The sequence below is a fragment of the Chloroflexota bacterium genome, from assembly GCA_016887485.1.
In the GTDB taxonomy this organism is placed as follows: Bacteria; Chloroflexota; Anaerolineae; order Anaerolineales; family Anaerolineaceae; genus Brevifilum.
On record CP069394.1, the window covers coordinates 984,792 to 1,000,917 of the forward strand.

Below are 16,126 nucleotides of genomic sequence, written 5' to 3' on the forward strand. Positions count from 1 at the left end.
AAACTTCTATACTTTACGATACAGGAGAACCATGGCACACACACTTGAAATTATTTTTAACGCCATATTAGAAGGAGATCGGGGTGGTGTCACCTCAGGCATCGAAGCTGCTTTTAAAGATGGCATTGACCCAGCCGTAATATTAAATGAAGGTATGGTTAAAGCCATGTCTGAAGTGGGGCATCGTTTTGAAATTGGTGACTATTTCGTTCCGGAAATGCTAATCTCAGCCAGGGCCATGCAGGCTGGCTTGAGCCTGTTGCGGCCGAAGTTAAAACAAAACGGGGTTAAATCCCGGGGGAAAGTTGTGATTGGCACAGTCAAAGGCGACTTGCACGATATCGGTAAAAATCTGGTTTCTATGATGCTTGAAGGAGCCGGTTATGAAATAACAGACCTGGGCGCAGACGTTGCGCCTGAGGTTTTTGTTAATGCAGTTCGTTCTGAAGGCCCAGAAATCCTCGCCCTTTCAGCCTTACTCACCACAACCATGCCTTCAATGGAGTCAACGATCAAGGCAATCCAGGATGCCGGGCTGCGAGACCATGTAAAGATTATTGTGGGAGGAGCCCCTCTGACCGAGGCTTATGCTCGTGAAATCGGGGCTGATGGTTATTCTCCCGACGCCAGCCGAGCAGTGGCCCTTGCGAACTCGCTTTTAGCCTAATTAATCGAAGGAATTGATAATGAAAATATCCGAAATGTTCCGTGGCTCATCCAGACGCCTCGTCGCTCCGTTAATGGGATATCCCGGCGCGATTCTGACCAATTCATCGCTTCGACAAAATGGCTTTAATGCAGAGTTGCACTATCGATCCATCAGTGCCTTGGTCAACAAATTCCATCCGGATATCATTTTTTCAATGATGGATCTGTCCGTCGAAGCTGGAGCGTTGGGGCTTCAGATTCGTTACCCACATAACGAATCTCCCTCGATCGAATTTCATCCGGTGCGACAAATAAGTGATTTGGAACATTATCGCGTTCTCGACCCTCTTTGGGACGCCAGACTACGATCGTATATTAAGACGATGAGTATGATGTCCCAAAATATTACCTCCTGTGTAAGGGGCGGTTATGTAACGGGACCTTTCACCTTGGCTGGTTTATTAATTGGGGCATCCGAAATTGCCATTGCCACCATTGAAAATCCTGAATTGGTTTACGCTACGCTGGAACTAGCCGAAGAAGTTATTACACGCTACGCGCTTGAACTCGTCCAGGCTGGTGCAGAAGTGATTGCCATATTGGAACCGACCGCCACTTTCCTTTCTCCGTCAAGCTTCAAAGACTTCTCCGGAGTCTTTATCGACCGGATAGCTAAGCAGCTTGATAGGGACACTATCCTCCATATATGTGGGAATACAACCCGCCTGATCCCAGCTATGTGTGAAACCGAAGTCCAGGGCCTTAGTTTGGACACACCGGTCAATATGCTACAGGCAATTAAGCAAATGCCAACTGACATGGCTCTTATTGGTAATATCGACCCGGTCAGGGTTATGGTAAACGGTAATCCTGAAGATGTTAAGAAGGCAGTCTGTGATTTGTGCACAGAGTTGGCAGATTATCCCAATTTCATTCTTAGCACAGGCTGTGACATACCCTTGGAGACCCCTTTAGAAAATATTGCTGCCTTCATGGAGGCAGGACGGGCAAGTTGAAAAAATTGCAGGTAAAAGAGATGACTCATAAACGGCAACACTACCACTCATTATCACCCAATTGTTTCCAGCCAAAAGGCTGGATAGAAGAATTCTGTCGCCGAGACGCAGATGGGATTACAGGAAACCTCAACCTATTATGCGAGGAATGCTCGAGCGAGATCTTTTTTACGAAAAAGGTTCCAAACGAACATGATGGCTCTTGGGCTTCATGGTGGAATGGTGAATCCGAAGGAAACTGGGCTGAGGCTTTTATCCGCTTAAGTTACCTTCTTACTGATAAAAAGTTAATGGCTAAAGCGAAAGCTTACCTTGACCATATGGCCGCCTCCCAAGAAGCGGATGGATACCTTGGCATTTACCAACCTGAGCATCGTTTCAGTTTTGCATGCTCGCGAACTGGAGAATTTTGGACTCAGTCAAGAGTATTGCTGATTCTTCTAGCCGGATACAAAGCGACAGGGGAAAATAGATACCTCGAAGTTGCCGATTCCCTGGCAAACCGAATTTTATCTGCCTCAAAATTGAGTGGTTCACCCATTTCATTCTATGATGTGCCCGAAAAAGACGGCAGCAAATCTCACGGGTTAATGATCATCGAACCTCTCTTGATGCTACATGATCTCACTGGTCGACAGGATGTGATCGAGTTCTGTGAAGATCTTTACATAGCTTATTCAACACATGAATCAGACTTCCCAGGAGAAGATTGTCGCTTACCTAATTTACTGGACCCCGCGGTACCCTTCGTTGGACACGGTCCCCATACATGCGAGCAGTTGCGGATTCCACTCCTGTTGTATAATGCCACCGGGAAAGAGATCTATTCCCAAGCATTTCAAAACGGAATCCGAAAACTTCGGGATAATCTAACTTTGTCCGGTTCTTGCAAGTCGGACGAATTTATTGGAGTCCATCCTCTTGATATTTCAATGGATGAGGTTTCTTTTGAAAATCTCTCCGCTTCTTTGCCACTGCCAACCGCAGGTTATGAATACTGCGCCACTACTGAGTTAGCGAATACATTTTTAGCTGCTCTTGCCATAACAGGTGATCCTCAATATGCCGATATGCAGGAATGGTTAGTCTTCAATGCGGCTATGGCTGCAAGGAATCCCGATGGAAAATCCATTCAATACTTAACCGCAGACAATCTTTTTGCAGCGACCCTAAAAGTGGGCGAAAGATGGGATTATTCTCCAACTCACACTGATGCCGCTGTTTGTTGTGCGCCAAATTCCGGCAAAGTGATACCAACCCACCTTCTCCATTCTTGGATGCGGGACACAGAAGACAATGCCCTGGTGGCAATGCTTTATGGCCCCTGTGAGTTACGAATCGTAGAGGGTAATCAGCCAATTACGATCACTGAGTCCACAAATTATCCTTTTGAGAATATCGTTCGCTTTAAGATCAGTGTAATTGACTCGATTCGACTAACAATAAAATTCAGGGTGCCGCGTTGGGCATCACAAAGTAAATTGATCATAAACAACGAAGAATATCAGACTGAGATTGAGACGGTAAACGAGAGTGGATTTTTGGTGGTGGATCGACAATGGCAAAATGGCGATGAAATCACCCTTTATATGGAATGGCAGCCTGAAATCCAATTCGCTGTGGACCATTCCGCAGCCATAAGCTATGGTCCACTACTATATTGCTTACGCATTCCAGAACAATCCAGCCACACGTTCACCTATCCCCTCAACGGTTTTTACGACACCGATTATACGCCTGCTATGAATTTTAATTGGGACTATACCTTGCAGCTTGAGAAGGATGGATCGCCCGGGAAAAACATTTCTCTTTTCAAACGACCAATTCATGAAGGAGAATATGTGTGGGAATATCCACCTGTATGCCTTAGAGCCACGATGTTAACTCAGGCGGCCCAACCCGAAATTGTGTCTCTTGTGCCTATTGGCAGCACAATCCTTCGACGGACTACTTTCCCCTGGGTTTATCTCCCAGGTAGAGAAAGGGAGAAAACTCAGTGAATTCCTATGAACGTGTATTTGCCCGTCTTGCTGGGCGTCCAGTGGATCGGGTTCCCAACCTGTGTATCTTGATGACCTTTGCGGCTAAATACATCGGCGTCACCTATGACCGATATGTCAGTGATTACCGTTTATTAGTAGATGGAAACCTGCGCTGTTGTGAAGATTTCAAAATCGACATGTTGAGTGCAATCTCAGATCCTATGCGTGAAGCTCATGGATTTGGCGCGAATGTAATCTTCCCCTATGATGGTGTTCCTTACGCAAGCGAAGCTTTTATTCAATCAAGGAGCGATCTGAAAAAACTCAAGGTCAAATCACCCGAATCGAGCAAACGGATGGCCGACCGTCTTGAAGCAATCCGACTTTTCCATAAAAAAGCCGATGGGCAAATCCCAATCTTGGGTTGGGTTGAAGGTGGATTCGCGGAAGTTTGCGATTTACATGACATGTCAGCGGTTATGACCGACCTGATCCAGGAACCTGAGTTAATCAATGACATGCTGGAAATATGTACGGAGCAGGCTATCTTATTTGCTCAGGCACAGGTGGCAGCAGGAGCGGATTTCATTGGTATCGGCGACGCAGCTGCCTCTTTGATCGGCCCACGTTTATACAAACAATTCGCATTGCCTTACGAGCAAAGGATCATTTCAGCGATTCACGAGGCTGGTGCGAAAGCTAAATTGCATATATGCGGTAACATCACATCCATTCTTGATCTCACTATCCAAACAGGAACGGATATTCTGGATGTGGATTGGATGGTCGACTTCTCAAAAGCTGTAGCAACCTGCGGAGCCAAGTGTGCTGTTTGTGGAAATTTCGATCCAGTTGCGGTTTTATTACAGAGTACTCCTGAAAAAATTAACTCAGCCGTTCAGGATTGCCTGGCCGTGTCCAATCCAAATACAATGATCGCCGCAGGTTGTGAAGTGCCACGCGACACTCCAATGGAAAACCTTCAGGCTGTTGCTCTGGCGTTAAAATGAAACTCACGCGAACCCTACCTTATTCCACTCAGGGTGATATTCTCGGAACACTTTATAGATATGAGAATTTCCCTTCCCAACACATTTCTCCACGAAATGTAGATGTTTGGTTTCCAAACGGCTATGCAAATTCCAAGGACGGTTTGCCCGTAATTTATATGCATGATGGTCAAAACCTCTTTGATCCATCACTTGCTTTTGGTGGGGTTGATTGGAGCGTAGACGAAGTCATCTCCTCCTTGATCGATGCCAATCGCATTCCCCCTGTAATTGTGGTTGGGATATGGAACACTGCGGATCGCTGGGAAGAATATATGCCCCAGAAACCAATGGAACAATCATCAATCATTCGCACTCACTTTCGAGAATATTCGAGTGGAGATCCCATTTCTGATCATTACTTAAATTTCCTGGTTGATGAACTTAAACCATTCATTGATAGTACCTATCCCTCACTGAATGATCGACAGCATACATTTATTATGGGATCGAGCATGGGTGCGCTGGTTTCTCTTTACGCTTTAGAAACCTACCCACTCGTTTTTGGCGGCGCTGCGTGCATCTCCACCCACTGGTTGGCTGGAATGAGCCCTCTGGTTGATTCTCTTGGGGAAAACTTACCTACACCAGGCAAGCACAGATTCTATTTTGATTACGGTACGCTCACACTCGATGAGGGTTACGAACCCTATCAACAGCGGATGGATGAACACCTTGAAAATGCAGGTTATTCAAGAGGAAAAGATTGGTTGACTTACAAATTTGAAGGTGCAGCGCATGATGAATATTCTTGGAAGAAGCGTTTATACATTCCACTGGAATTTTTATTATAAAAATTGATGTGTCAAACCCGTGTCTATCTTATTCCGATCAATAGTTTTGAGCTTTTGTTTCCGTTATCCAGAGATAAGTGTTTTTGAATTTTCAACAATGTACTTCTTAGTCGAAACATCGATATCGATATACTCCGTGTTAGCCAGACCAGTATCCTGATTTTCGACCAAAAGTATTGTTGCATCTAAATCCAAAACACAGGTATGCCAAGTGGCTTTCTCGACCACATATACCTTATGTGGTTCCATTTTCAAACAAGAAACTCGCCCCAACAGATTTTCACCCTCACCAATAAATAAGACAGCCTCACCATTTAGCAAGACGAATACTTCATCAGTCTCAAGATGCTTTTCCATTTGTGTGATATTTTCAGGAATCAACTCATCAATAAATCTCAAATAGGCCACCCGCCAATTTCCAAAATCAACCAGTGGGCGGTATCCCTCACCTTCATAAGTCTCAATTCTCAACATAGTGCTCTCCATTAAACCTAGACTGAAAATAAGTCGTCGGAAATCGTGATTTTATTGACAAGTCTCTCATCAACGCTTGAAGTGCCGATAATTATCGCATACGTACCCGAATCTACGGTCCAGCCTTCCGCATTGACATCGTAATGCCAGAATGCTTCAGCATCCAATTTAAATTCGAGCGGAACAGTTTCCTGAGGCGCAACTAAAACCTTACGAAAAGCACGCAATTGTTTCATGGATGACATGCTATCTTGAGAGAGTTCCCGAACATAAAGTTGAACGACTTCTTTTCCGGGATATTCTCCCGAATTTTTCACCTTCACACTGACGGACAACTCTCCTCGTCCAATTTGCGGATACTCAATTTTCAAATCAAACAAATCAAAACTGGTATAACTTAGCCCATAGCCAAAGTGAAACAAAGGAGTAATTCCCATTGATCCGTAATACCTATAACCCACCTCAAGCCCTTCTTGATAAATGACTTTACCATTCTTACCTGGGAAATTGCCAAAGCTGGGGTTATCCTCACATTTACTAGGAAATGTGATTGGCAGCTTGCCAGAAGGTGATACATCCCCAAAGAGAATATCCGCTAAAGCATTTCCCTGCTCCTGACCGTCGTACCACATCTGCAACACACCAGCCACATGATCCAACCAAGGCATCTCAACTGGAGAACCGCAATTTAGAACAACAACCGTCCGCGGATTCACACTCGCAATTTTATCAATCAGGTCATCCTGGTCACCAGGTAATCTCATATTTGGCCGGTCAAACCCTTCAGCTTCCCATTCATTCGTCAGCCCGGCAACCACAATTGCCAGATCAGCCTTGGCCGCAATCTCAATAGCCTCACCCAATAAATCGTTCGAATGAGGCGGCAAATGGCCAAAAGATAACATGCGCCACTTGGTATCCCCCTGCCACTTGTATTCAATCTTTATGGGGTATTTTTCGCCAGCCTGTAGATCAACTTCCTTCGTCCATTCGCCCTCAGGACTAGATAGATCCCAGGTATTAATTATTTCCTTGTGAGCAATTTCCAGCCTCCCCCAACCCACCAAATTTAGCCCAAAAATGTGCTTCCCACTCACCTTCGGCACAAAATAACCGGATAATCGGACCGAAAATCTATCCTGACTAACTTTTGGAACCGAACGATCAAACCAGCCAAAGTGAACCCTTTTGGTGGTTAATTGATAGGCAGGCGTTCCAGCCAATTCAGCGTTATCGAAAAACGCCATAGACAACCCTTCGGCACCTTCTCTTGTTATTAGGGTATCAATTGCAGGGTTCGGGAGGCTCTTATGAATAAAACATCCAGGGGCATAGTCTACCTGGGTTTGTTCACCAACTCTAATACGAATTCCCTCTAATGGAGAAACTATATAATGTGGCGCGACAGAAGAACTCCCACCGCCAAGAATTTGAGGATAATATGCGTTTTCACCAATCACCGCAATTGAATGGATTCTATTCAGATCAATGGGGAGAACAGAATCATTTTTCAGCAGCACGATCGCTTCCTGTCCTGCCTGCCGGATTATTTTCCGATGATCCAAGCTATCCACACTTCTCTCAGCATGAACATCTGAATGCGCCAATATTCCTGAACGTTGAGCCAAGCTCAAAATCCTCTTAACTTTAGAATTGATATGTTCAATATCGATTCGTCCAGCTTCAATTGCAGCTTGAACCTGTTCCGTTTGCATCCAACGTGACGGGCCGGGCATTTCCAAATCAAGCTCGCCATCTATGATCCTCCCAGAATATGTGCCAAACCAATCTGATAGAATCAAACCATCATAACCCCATTCCGTTCTCAAAACTGAATTCAACAGGTAATGGTTTTCAGATGCATGTACACCATTCACCCTGTTATAGGCGGTCATCACTGCCCATGGCGATGCCGCTTTTATCGCCTTACGAAATGGCTCTAAATAGATCTCATGAAGGGTTCGCCGATCAATATTGACGCTGACATTAAACCGATCTGTTTCCTGATCATTACAAACGAAATGTTTAATACAAGCGCCAACGCCCACACTTTGAATCCCAGTGATATATGCCGCCGCCATCTCGCCACTCAGGAAGGGATCCTCGGAATAACATTCAAAATTACGGCCGGCCAAAGGGGATCTGTGGATATTCACAGTTGGCCCCAGCACAAGCTGGACGTCCTTAGTCTTGGCTTCTTCTCCAAGCAACATACCAATATCACGAGCAAGGTCTGGATTCCATGTCGCACCAAGAGCAATGCCTACGGGAGTACAGGCAGATGTAGATTCAATATTCCCAAAAGCCCCCCGCACGCCGTTTGGCCCATCTGATACCCGAATAGACGATATCGCCAATTGATCTAGGCCAACTGTATGCCATAAATCCTGACCAGCCAAAAAGCTAATTTTCTCTTCAAAACTTAATTGCTCAATAAGTTGTCCAATATCCAGCATTAGTGTTTTTCTGTCAAATAGATTGTAATGTTACTGTGGTCTGATAAATTGTCCAGGTAGTCTCTTTTGAAATGAAAAGCGTTTTCTTCGCAATTATCACAGAAAGTCTCTCCATTCACATCCACTCTATCCAAGGTATATTGCCCGTATGAAAGACGCTTTGGATTTATATATGTGATTTTGAGTGCCTTCCCGGCAAAGGATGTTTGAACGCTTACGATCCCAGCCTGATTAAATTGCTCCGCCATTAACTTAGGCTCGATGAGTAAATCGCCAAGAACACCTCTGACGCCGTAGCTTTCTGTTAATAAAGTCAACAATAACCAACTTGCTGAACCTGTCAGGTAAGGATACATTCCTCGCCCTCTTGGATTAATATACTCTGGAACCCCCGGATAGATTTTCGACTTCGAGAAGTCATTACAATAATCATAGACATTCTTCAGGACTTTCCAACCCTCTTCTGCCAAGCCCCGCTTGTAAAGTCCATAAGCATACATCATAGCCATATGGCTGAACATGGAACCATTTTCTTTGTGCCCAAATGCAAAACCAGAGACCCGGCCAAACTCCTCAATATTATCAAGAAAATCTGTATTCAAGCGATATCCACCAATGGATTCATCAAATAAATATTTATCTGCTGATTGAACGATTTTCTTCATCTGCTCGTTAGTGGCAATACCGCACATTATCATAAACACTTGACCGGTCAACATCATTCGGACTTGACCACCATGCACTCCGTCAAGTCGAATGCCGCTATTGTTATAATAGCTATTAAACCAACCTGTGCCATCAGCGTTGTTGATCCATTCATTGTTTCTCAAATGGTTGATCAACCATTCCGCTTTCTTATTTAAATCCTGAGATAAATCTAATGTTGCCATCTTCACTTTTTTGCCTGAGACATTATGACCTACCTGGTCAAAATAACTTTGGAGCTTTTCTCTTTTTTGAATAGGTGATTCATAATCAACAGGGTCCATAAAGGGTTCCACTAACCGTGTCAACTCTTCTGCCAGCTCAACCGATTTGAACCCTTTTTGGCTTAGTGCTTCACATAAATCCCCAAGGATTTTAAGGTTACCCGCATAGTATGCAGAAAAAGCAACACTTTCACCCTTCTGATTGGCCATATCAAGGGCATCATTCCAATCTGCATCTTCTAATAAAATACAGTTGTGATCGCCAACGTGATAAAACGCGGTCAAATGCTGAATCAGGATATGCTCAAGAATTGAGCCATGATAAATTTCCCCATCCCGACTTCTCACAACATTGCCAAGGTCCTCAGACCATTGATTATCCTTTTGTTTTGCGCGATGGGACAGGCTATCCTTAAAGTACAACTGCTCTCTAAGTAAAAATTCCAGGTTGCCTGTTTGATTAATATAGAAATTCACCGTTGATAATGGCCATGAGCCATGATCCATCCAAACCCTGGAAATATTATTGCGATCTGCCGTAAACTCTCCGGAATATGTCCCAATAATGGTCGCATTCGAACCGTCCATCCGGACGCCAGCAAAATAACCCCATAAAGTTTCTGCCAGTTGTTTCTGCCCCATCAATAACGAAGCATTTACGTCCTGCCATAAATCCCGCCACCCTCTGCCGCCTCTGCCATAATCATGATAGGGTAAAAATGAATTACCCATTTGTTGTCTGAGAATTGGCTGCAGGGTCACCCATCTCAGCCAGTTATCGAATTGGCTATCATTGGTTGAAAAACTCAGAGTCGATATTCTAGCATGCCAATTTTCATTATTACGCTTAAGTGCTTCATCAAATTTTTCGATTGATCCATATTTATCAGTAAGACGTTGGGTATCGATTTGTTCTGCTTCAATAAACATCAATAAAATATATGAAATCTCTTCTTTTGGCTGTAATTGAATAGGGCGAAACTGGATTCCGCCAAGTGCTTCATATCCGGAAACTGTTGTACCCGCAGGAACAGGTTTGTGATTGGTTCCAACAATTGCGCTGGGCCAATCCAGGGCTCCCCCCTCACCAATGAATGACTCAATATCCGGATAAAAACCGATTGGAGACATTCCATCTCCTTCAACGCCTAGGACACCATAGGAGATTGAGTTCGGTTTATGTCCCCTTTCATCGAAGGTCATCGTTGGCTGAACCACCACCCCATTTTCCACACATTTCACCCTTTGGAGTAAAGAGGTTACATGTCGGTGATCTCGTAAATTGTCTGCTGAGCGCCCAAAAATCGGGATAGCTGCTGTTGGCTTGAGTGAAAGTGAGTTTTTACCAATATTAATTAATCTCACCTTCATCAACTCAACGTTGTCCTCTTTCGCGACAAAATTCGTGATTTCAGCTCGAAGACCTAAACCGGTATTTGATCTCGTAATTCGGTGCCATAATATGCCGGCTGTCAAGCTCACTTCATCTTCATCCACTGTAAGCCTGTTGGCCATTTGTTTTGCGCTGTTCCCCGTCACCGACCAAATATCTTGATCATTAATTTTTAACCAAAAGTTTCTTGCCGAACGGTTATTATGAAGATCTTCAATTGAAACAGGCACAGTCAAGAAGGAGTTCTGACTTGTTTTAATATCCCCATTCAATAAAGGTGAGATTGATGAAACCAAACCTTTCTCATTGAGAAGAGGAAAATACAAATAACTCATGTGCTGAGGGTTTTCAAGAACAAATGTACCCTCGTGATCTATATAATGCCAACCTTTAATCATAAATCATTCTCTTTCAACGAATAAAAACTTTGATCTTATTAATCTCCCCATCCCGAACCATCTTTGAATAAGGGGCAGGGATAACGCCATCGTCCAATGCAAACTTGAATCCTCCAGGAAGGTAAAGGATGATTTTTTCAATCTGAGTCTCAGAAGAATAAGTGTCTTTCCGCTTCGGATTAATATATGTGACATCGCATTGTCCCAGGAATTTGAAAGATAGCGTACCTTCTTCATCAAAAAAATCACCTGGGAGTGCAGGTTTAAATGCCAGGATCAGATCTTTCTGCTCATCAACAATAAAGGGGTTGGGACCAACAAGGAATAAGAGCATCATCGATAAAAATTCGGCTGTTGAACCAGAAAGCCTCGCCACAAAACCAGCCCCATGGATTGAGGGGTCTGGATGAGCACTTGAGACAAGGAAGGACGAGTTTTCAGTTAGACTCCTGCCATAGATCGAACTATCCATATATGGAGGCATATTAGAAAGCATTTCTTTGAAAAACTCATCATAAAGTCCAGCCTTCAATAATTCCAATAGATACTTGAAAGACATATGAAGCCAGATGGATTCATTTTCTAACCACCCAGGAGAGAAGGCTTTCGCCCTTCCTATTTCGAAGGTCTCATTGATAAGAGAATCGTTTAATCGATACATTTTCAACTTACGATCATACAGCGCACTTTGTCTGACCCGTGAGTAAATTTCTTTCGCCTCAGATTTCTCTTCCAAGAGCTTCATATATCTAACTGGACCTTCCAGATAAAGTGGAAGCGTATTTTGTTTGAATTCTCTCGGCGAAATGGTCTCATTACCCTGATCATCTTTATTGCCAGTTGGTTCATAATCCACAAGATCATAATAGAAATATGTCGGGGGTATACCGCCATTTTCCTCAATCGCTTTGTTAATTCCACGAGACAATTTCCGCCTAAACGTTATCAAAATAGCCTGCAGATCAGCCGCTGAATATTCAAACAAGTTACCAGAAACCCCCATCTGTGTTTTTTTGCGATAAGCTTCACGCGCTGCTGAAACAGCATCCCAATAGCCAAATTCAGTTTTATAATCCTGTAACTGGATCAAGATAGCCTGTAACAACTCATCAACTTCGACAGGCAATTCTACCGAATGTGGAAATTTGATTGACGATTGATATACGAAGTCTATCAAACGAATTAATTCAAACGTCTCGGGAAGTGAAGAGCCAAATATACCTGGCAGTCCATTTAATGCATCGCACCAGCCTGGACGCCCTGCCTCCATTTCAATTCCCATCCCATATGGATCAAGAGTTGAAAATTTATTGACCGCCAGTATCACCAACTTGGAGATAAGGGATACTCTAAAAACTTCTCCAGCCCCAAATTCAGTCCGAGCCCAGTCGCGTTGATCCTCGCGAGCATTAATCTTTGACTGCTTTTCTTCGCTGAATCCAATGGCATGCTGCTGACGCGGCTTGCCATTTAACAGAATGTATTTCGAATCTCTTGAATTCACAAAATGTGGATTATCAAAGAAGGGTAAGGGCTCTGAATCGAAAAGCAGTTCCTCTTTTTTATCTGGAAAGATTGCCAAATAGGATTCGATAAGATCCAAAATATAAGTCCAATGATCGACCCAAAAACCCTCTCCATGTTCGGCCTGGATATGTTGTTCAGCCCGAGAAATGACCAAGTCAACAAGTTCCTTTGCGCTTATCTCCAGTTCGCACGCTTTGGCAACCCGAATTAGTTCGCCAGGAGAAAAGGCACTGGAAAGTTTTTTTTCAAACGCTTCATGCTTTTCCACGTGATCTAGAATATTGCGGCGAACGTTAGGCGTTACTGAAAATTTTGTTCCTTTGACGACCAATGGATTGTAACCATCTAGTTGGATAAGGCTCATGAATAAACGAATATTGAAATCGCCGGTTAGTGGATTGAAGAAAACTTCGTCTCGTCGATTTTGACAGACATCTCGGAAGTTGCCATTTCCCTGGGAATAATTCTCAGGAGCGAGATAAAAATAGTTGTAATCCCGCTCGGGGTCGCCATGTTTTCGGGAATATACATGATAAATCGCATTATCCCCAACAATCTCAGGCCATCCTCCCCGAAGGATATTGTCAAGAAACGTCTGCTGAGCATAGACATCAAACACTGGATTGCCAGTTTGAACTTTGGCAGGCTCAGCCAGATCATTGACTAACTCTTGAGCTTCATCCCGTTTTTTCTCAAGGAAACCAACCTTGAGTATTTCAGGACTCATTCTTTCTAATTCACTAAAATCCTGAGCATAGCCATAAACACTCGCCATGGAAGACTCTGCCTCTGAGCCTATACTCATATCATGGTTGAAAAAACAACAAGGCGTTCTTCCTTCGCAGACTTGATGAGACAGGTTTAGCTCATTGAAACCATCCTTCCACTGACTTGGAAAAGTAAAATTCGTATCATTTCCAAAAAGAACGACAGGATCAACAAAGGATGGAAGAAGCCTCCCACCAGAGAAACCTAGTGCAAAATTACCACCCTCAATTGTGTTTATCTCACTCGTATCTTCTGCAGTCATTTTCAGGGTGAAGAAGGGACTGCGATTTTCAACATTTGATACCCGCATCCAGGCTTCAATTGTTCTGCTGATGGATTTCAGCATATCGTTGTTCACACCATAGGGGATCACTGCCGGTAAACCGTCCAGCACTTCAACCTGAAGTGGTTGTTTTCCAATATTCCGTATTGTCAGCTTTCTCGCCAATGCGGCGAAACATTCATTAACGATATTAAAGTACAAAACACTGGTTTCCAACCCCCTGGCTGGATTCCTTTCAATGACTTCCAACTCATTCATACCAATATGCATATCCCGCTGGCAAATATCATTTACCCAAGGGGAAAAAGGTTCATAGGTCCACTGATCGGTCCTTAAAAAAGTCCTGAAACCCGTTGAAGCAGTTAGTGCATAAGCCTTATTAGCAGGTTGAAACTCAAGAATAGGATGGTCTTTACTCTCGATCCCAAATGAAGAAATCGCCTGCGCCCGATTATTGTAAAAAGCCCAAATAGGTATTCCAAACAAGCCGCCTATTCCAGCAAGAAAACTGGAGAAGGGTCGCTTCTGATCATATGCTTGGATGATTACCCTCCCCCGGTCATCAAATAGTGGCTTATTCTGAATACTCACTCTGATTTCCTCTTCATATGCTGAATCATTGATAGACTTTGATCCAATCCACTAAAACCCTGACACGATCTTTTTTGATCTCATCAACAGTTTTCTGCGGCAGGCCGAAATACGGCACTTTGTTTCCATTAATCTTAAAGGGGTAATTTCCACCTATGGCAAAATTAATTATGATGTGTTTCCGATTGTCAAAAGCCCAATGGCCAAAATAATTTATCATCGGCTTCGTTAATCGGTTGACCAGAATATCGTCAACGAAGAAATCTATCATATTAGGACTCCAGGCCGCCGAATAAACATGCCAACTTGTCAGATCCTCCAATTCCGATAAATAATAAGAATTAATCAGGCCAGCATCTCCTGAATATCCTGGGCCGTGGACGCCTGAGCTAAACCAGGTAGGATCACCAACATTCTCCATAATGTCAATTTCACCGCAGTCTGGCCATCGATCGTCGCCCAATAACCAAAAAGCCGGCCACAAACCTTGACCCACGGGAAGTCTCATCCGGGCAGATATCAAACCATAGGTGAAATCGAACTTCCCAACTGTATCCACCCTACCCGACGTAAAGTCAAACACTTTTCCTTCAGCTGAAGGATAGCCGGGCCGATATCTTGGATGGATGGCAAGCGCATGGCCATCAAAATCCAATGCCCCATCCTTCTGAAGAATATAGATCGTCTCATCAGAGTTGATATATGTCTGCTCTTCAAAATTCTTCTGTTTTTTGGAGACCTGAATATTCCATCTGGCCCCATCCAGCCTGTCTGAACTGAAGTCATCAGCAAAGGCTATTTCCGTAAAACCATATATGCTTGCAAGATCTCCGGTCGGCTTCATTTAACCTATCATGCCTCGATCCAGAACAAGTACTCTACTAATGGCCAGGCTGGCAGTTGATTATGGAACCTGCTGGTAAACACGAACATAATCAACATAATAATTCGCTGGGAATTGAGTATCCATGGCTATTGGCCCAGGGAAATTACCTCCAACCGCGAGGTTCAAAATTAAAAAGAAATCATGATCGAAAACCCATTCACGATCTCCGACATCTTCACGATTTAGGGTGAAGTACGGTTCATCATCGAAGAACCAAGTTATCCCTTCAAAAGTCCATTCAATGGCATAGGTGTGAAATTCATCTGCAATCAAGAACTCCTGAGGATTCCACTTACCCAGGCCAAGCGCGCCTGAATAACCGGGGCCATGAGCTGTGCCCAAGATAAGCTTTGGCTCTCGCCCAATATATTCCATAATGTCAATCTCGCCGCAAAACGGCCAATTGCTCGTGAATGTGTTATTCTCGTCAACATGGGGGTCAAAGTCTGCACCAAGCATCCAAAAGGCCGGCCATAGACCTGCTCCAGAAGGCACCTTTGTGCGAGCTTCAATTCGGCCATATTGAAATTCCTGCAAATCCTTACTCCAAAGTTTCGCAGACGTGTAATAAGAATTTTCAAATTTTTCGAAGCGGGCTTCAATAACCAATAAACCGTTTTCAACTCGGGCGTTTTCAGGACGGTCGGTGTAATATTGAGCTTCACCATTTCCAAAACCATAGCCACCCATATCAAAGGTCCAGTTGTCACGGTTAATTTCATCACCATCAAATTCATCATGCCAGACCAACTCATACCCCTCATATTCGTCTATCCCCATTGGCTCCGGAGGCACAATTGGTGTTGAAGTTGGTATAGAAGTCGGGGCAAGCGTCGCCGTTGCTGTCGGCATCAATGTTGGGGTACTGGGGGCAACTGGCTCAGTCGGATTCTGACATCCCGTAAACAATATAACCATCAGTAGGAATAACG

The 16,126-nt window shown here is 43.9% G+C and carries 11 protein-coding genes; 5 read left to right on the forward strand and 6 right to left on the reverse strand.

Annotation, left to right across the window (positions count from 1 at the left end; genetic code table 11):
• The first annotated feature begins 31 nt into the window (after positions 1 to 31).
• From JR338_04500 to JR338_04520, 5 genes are read left to right on the forward strand one after another with little or no spacing between them, the layout of a single operon-like run.
• Positions 32 to 667: a corrinoid protein gene (locus JR338_04500; protein QRN84014.1), complete on the forward strand. Its 636-nt coding sequence runs from the start codon at positions 32 to 34 to the stop codon at positions 665 to 667.
• A gap of 19 nt (positions 668 to 686) precedes the next feature.
• The gene (locus JR338_04505) at positions 687 to 1,664 is read left to right on the forward strand and encodes a uroporphyrinogen decarboxylase family protein (GenBank protein ID QRN84015.1); all 978 of its coding nucleotides are present in this window, start codon (positions 687 to 689) and stop codon (positions 1,662 to 1,664) included.
• Positions 1,661 to 3,664, forward strand: a complete 2,004-nt coding sequence (locus JR338_04510) for a glycoside hydrolase family 127 protein (protein ID QRN84016.1) — start codon at positions 1,661 to 1,663, stop codon at positions 3,662 to 3,664. The genes JR338_04505 and JR338_04510 overlap by 4 nt, the downstream gene beginning before the upstream one ends.
• On the forward strand, positions 3,661 to 4,656 hold the full coding sequence (locus JR338_04515) for a uroporphyrinogen decarboxylase family protein (GenBank protein QRN84017.1): 996 nt from the start codon (positions 3,661 to 3,663) through the stop codon (positions 4,654 to 4,656). The genes JR338_04510 and JR338_04515 overlap by 4 nt, the downstream gene beginning before the upstream one ends.
• Positions 4,653 to 5,489, forward strand: coding sequence for an alpha/beta hydrolase (locus tag JR338_04520; GenBank protein ID QRN84018.1), 837 nt, complete (start codon positions 4,653 to 4,655; stop codon positions 5,487 to 5,489). Before JR338_04515 ends, JR338_04520 begins: the two co-directional genes overlap by 4 nt.
• 63 nt (positions 5,490 to 5,552) lie before the next feature.
• On the opposite strand, the gene JR338_04525 is transcribed toward JR338_04520, so the two are convergent.
• The 6 genes from JR338_04525 to JR338_04550 are packed head-to-tail and all read right to left on the reverse strand — an operon-like array spanning position 5,553 to position 16,112.
• A complete protein-coding gene (locus JR338_04525) occupies positions 5,553 to 5,975 on the reverse strand; it encodes a hypothetical protein (GenBank protein QRN84019.1) in 423 nt (140 codons plus the stop codon).
• Between the two features lie 5 nt (positions 5,976 to 5,980).
• Positions 5,981 to 8,419 carry a glycoside hydrolase family 3 C-terminal domain-containing protein gene (locus JR338_04530; protein QRN84020.1) on the reverse strand — a complete coding sequence of 813 codons (2,439 nt, stop codon included), beginning with the start codon at positions 8,417 to 8,419 and terminating at the stop codon, positions 5,981 to 5,983.
• Complete coding sequence (locus tag JR338_04535) at positions 8,419 to 11,139, reverse strand: cellobiose phosphorylase (protein QRN84021.1); 2,721 nt, start codon at positions 11,137 to 11,139, stop codon at positions 8,419 to 8,421. Before JR338_04535 ends, JR338_04530 begins: the two co-directional genes overlap by 1 nt.
• A 13-nt stretch (positions 11,140 to 11,152) precedes the next feature.
• Positions 11,153 to 14,308, reverse strand: a complete 3,156-nt coding sequence (locus tag JR338_04540; protein ID QRN84022.1) for a cellobiose phosphorylase — start codon at positions 14,306 to 14,308, stop codon at positions 11,153 to 11,155.
• 25 nt (positions 14,309 to 14,333) lie between these two features.
• Positions 14,334 to 15,152 (reverse strand): glycoside hydrolase family 16 protein, encoded by an 819-nt coding sequence (locus JR338_04545; GenBank protein ID QRN84023.1) that lies wholly within the window; start codon positions 15,150 to 15,152, stop codon positions 14,334 to 14,336.
• A 60-nt stretch (positions 15,153 to 15,212) separates the two neighbouring features.
• Positions 15,213 to 16,112, reverse strand: a complete 900-nt coding sequence (locus JR338_04550) for a glycoside hydrolase family 16 protein (GenBank protein ID QRN84356.1) — start codon at positions 16,110 to 16,112, stop codon at positions 15,213 to 15,215.
• Positions 16,113 to 16,126: the final 14 nt, after the last annotated feature.

What these genes read in the sequence shown, in the direction of transcription:
- JR338_04500 (QRN84014.1), top strand. Translation starts at nt 32, where the DNA reads ATGGCACACACACTTGAAATTATTTTTAACGCCATATTAGAAGGAGAT.
- JR338_04505 (QRN84015.1), top strand. Translation starts at nt 687, where the DNA reads ATGAAAATATCCGAAATGTTCCGTGGCTCATCCAGACGCCTCGTCGCT.
- JR338_04520 (QRN84018.1), top strand. Translation starts at nt 4,653, where the DNA reads ATGAAACTCACGCGAACCCTACCTTATTCCACTCAGGGTGATATTCTC.
- JR338_04525 (QRN84019.1), bottom strand. Translation starts at nt 5,975, where the DNA reads ATGGAGAGCACTATGTTGAGAATTGAGACTTATGAAGGTGAGGGATAC.
- JR338_04530 (QRN84020.1), bottom strand. Translation starts at nt 8,419, where the DNA reads ATGCTGGATATTGGACAACTTATTGAGCAATTAAGTTTTGAAGAGAAA.
- JR338_04535 (QRN84021.1), bottom strand. Translation starts at nt 11,139, where the DNA reads ATGATTAAAGGTTGGCATTATATAGATCACGAGGGTACATTTGTTCTT.
- JR338_04545 (QRN84023.1), bottom strand. Translation starts at nt 15,152, where the DNA reads ATGAAGCCGACCGGAGATCTTGCAAGCATATATGGTTTTACGGAAATA.
- JR338_04550 (QRN84356.1), bottom strand. Translation starts at nt 16,112, where the DNA reads ATGGTTATATTGTTTACGGGATGTCAGAATCCGACTGAGCCAGTTGCC.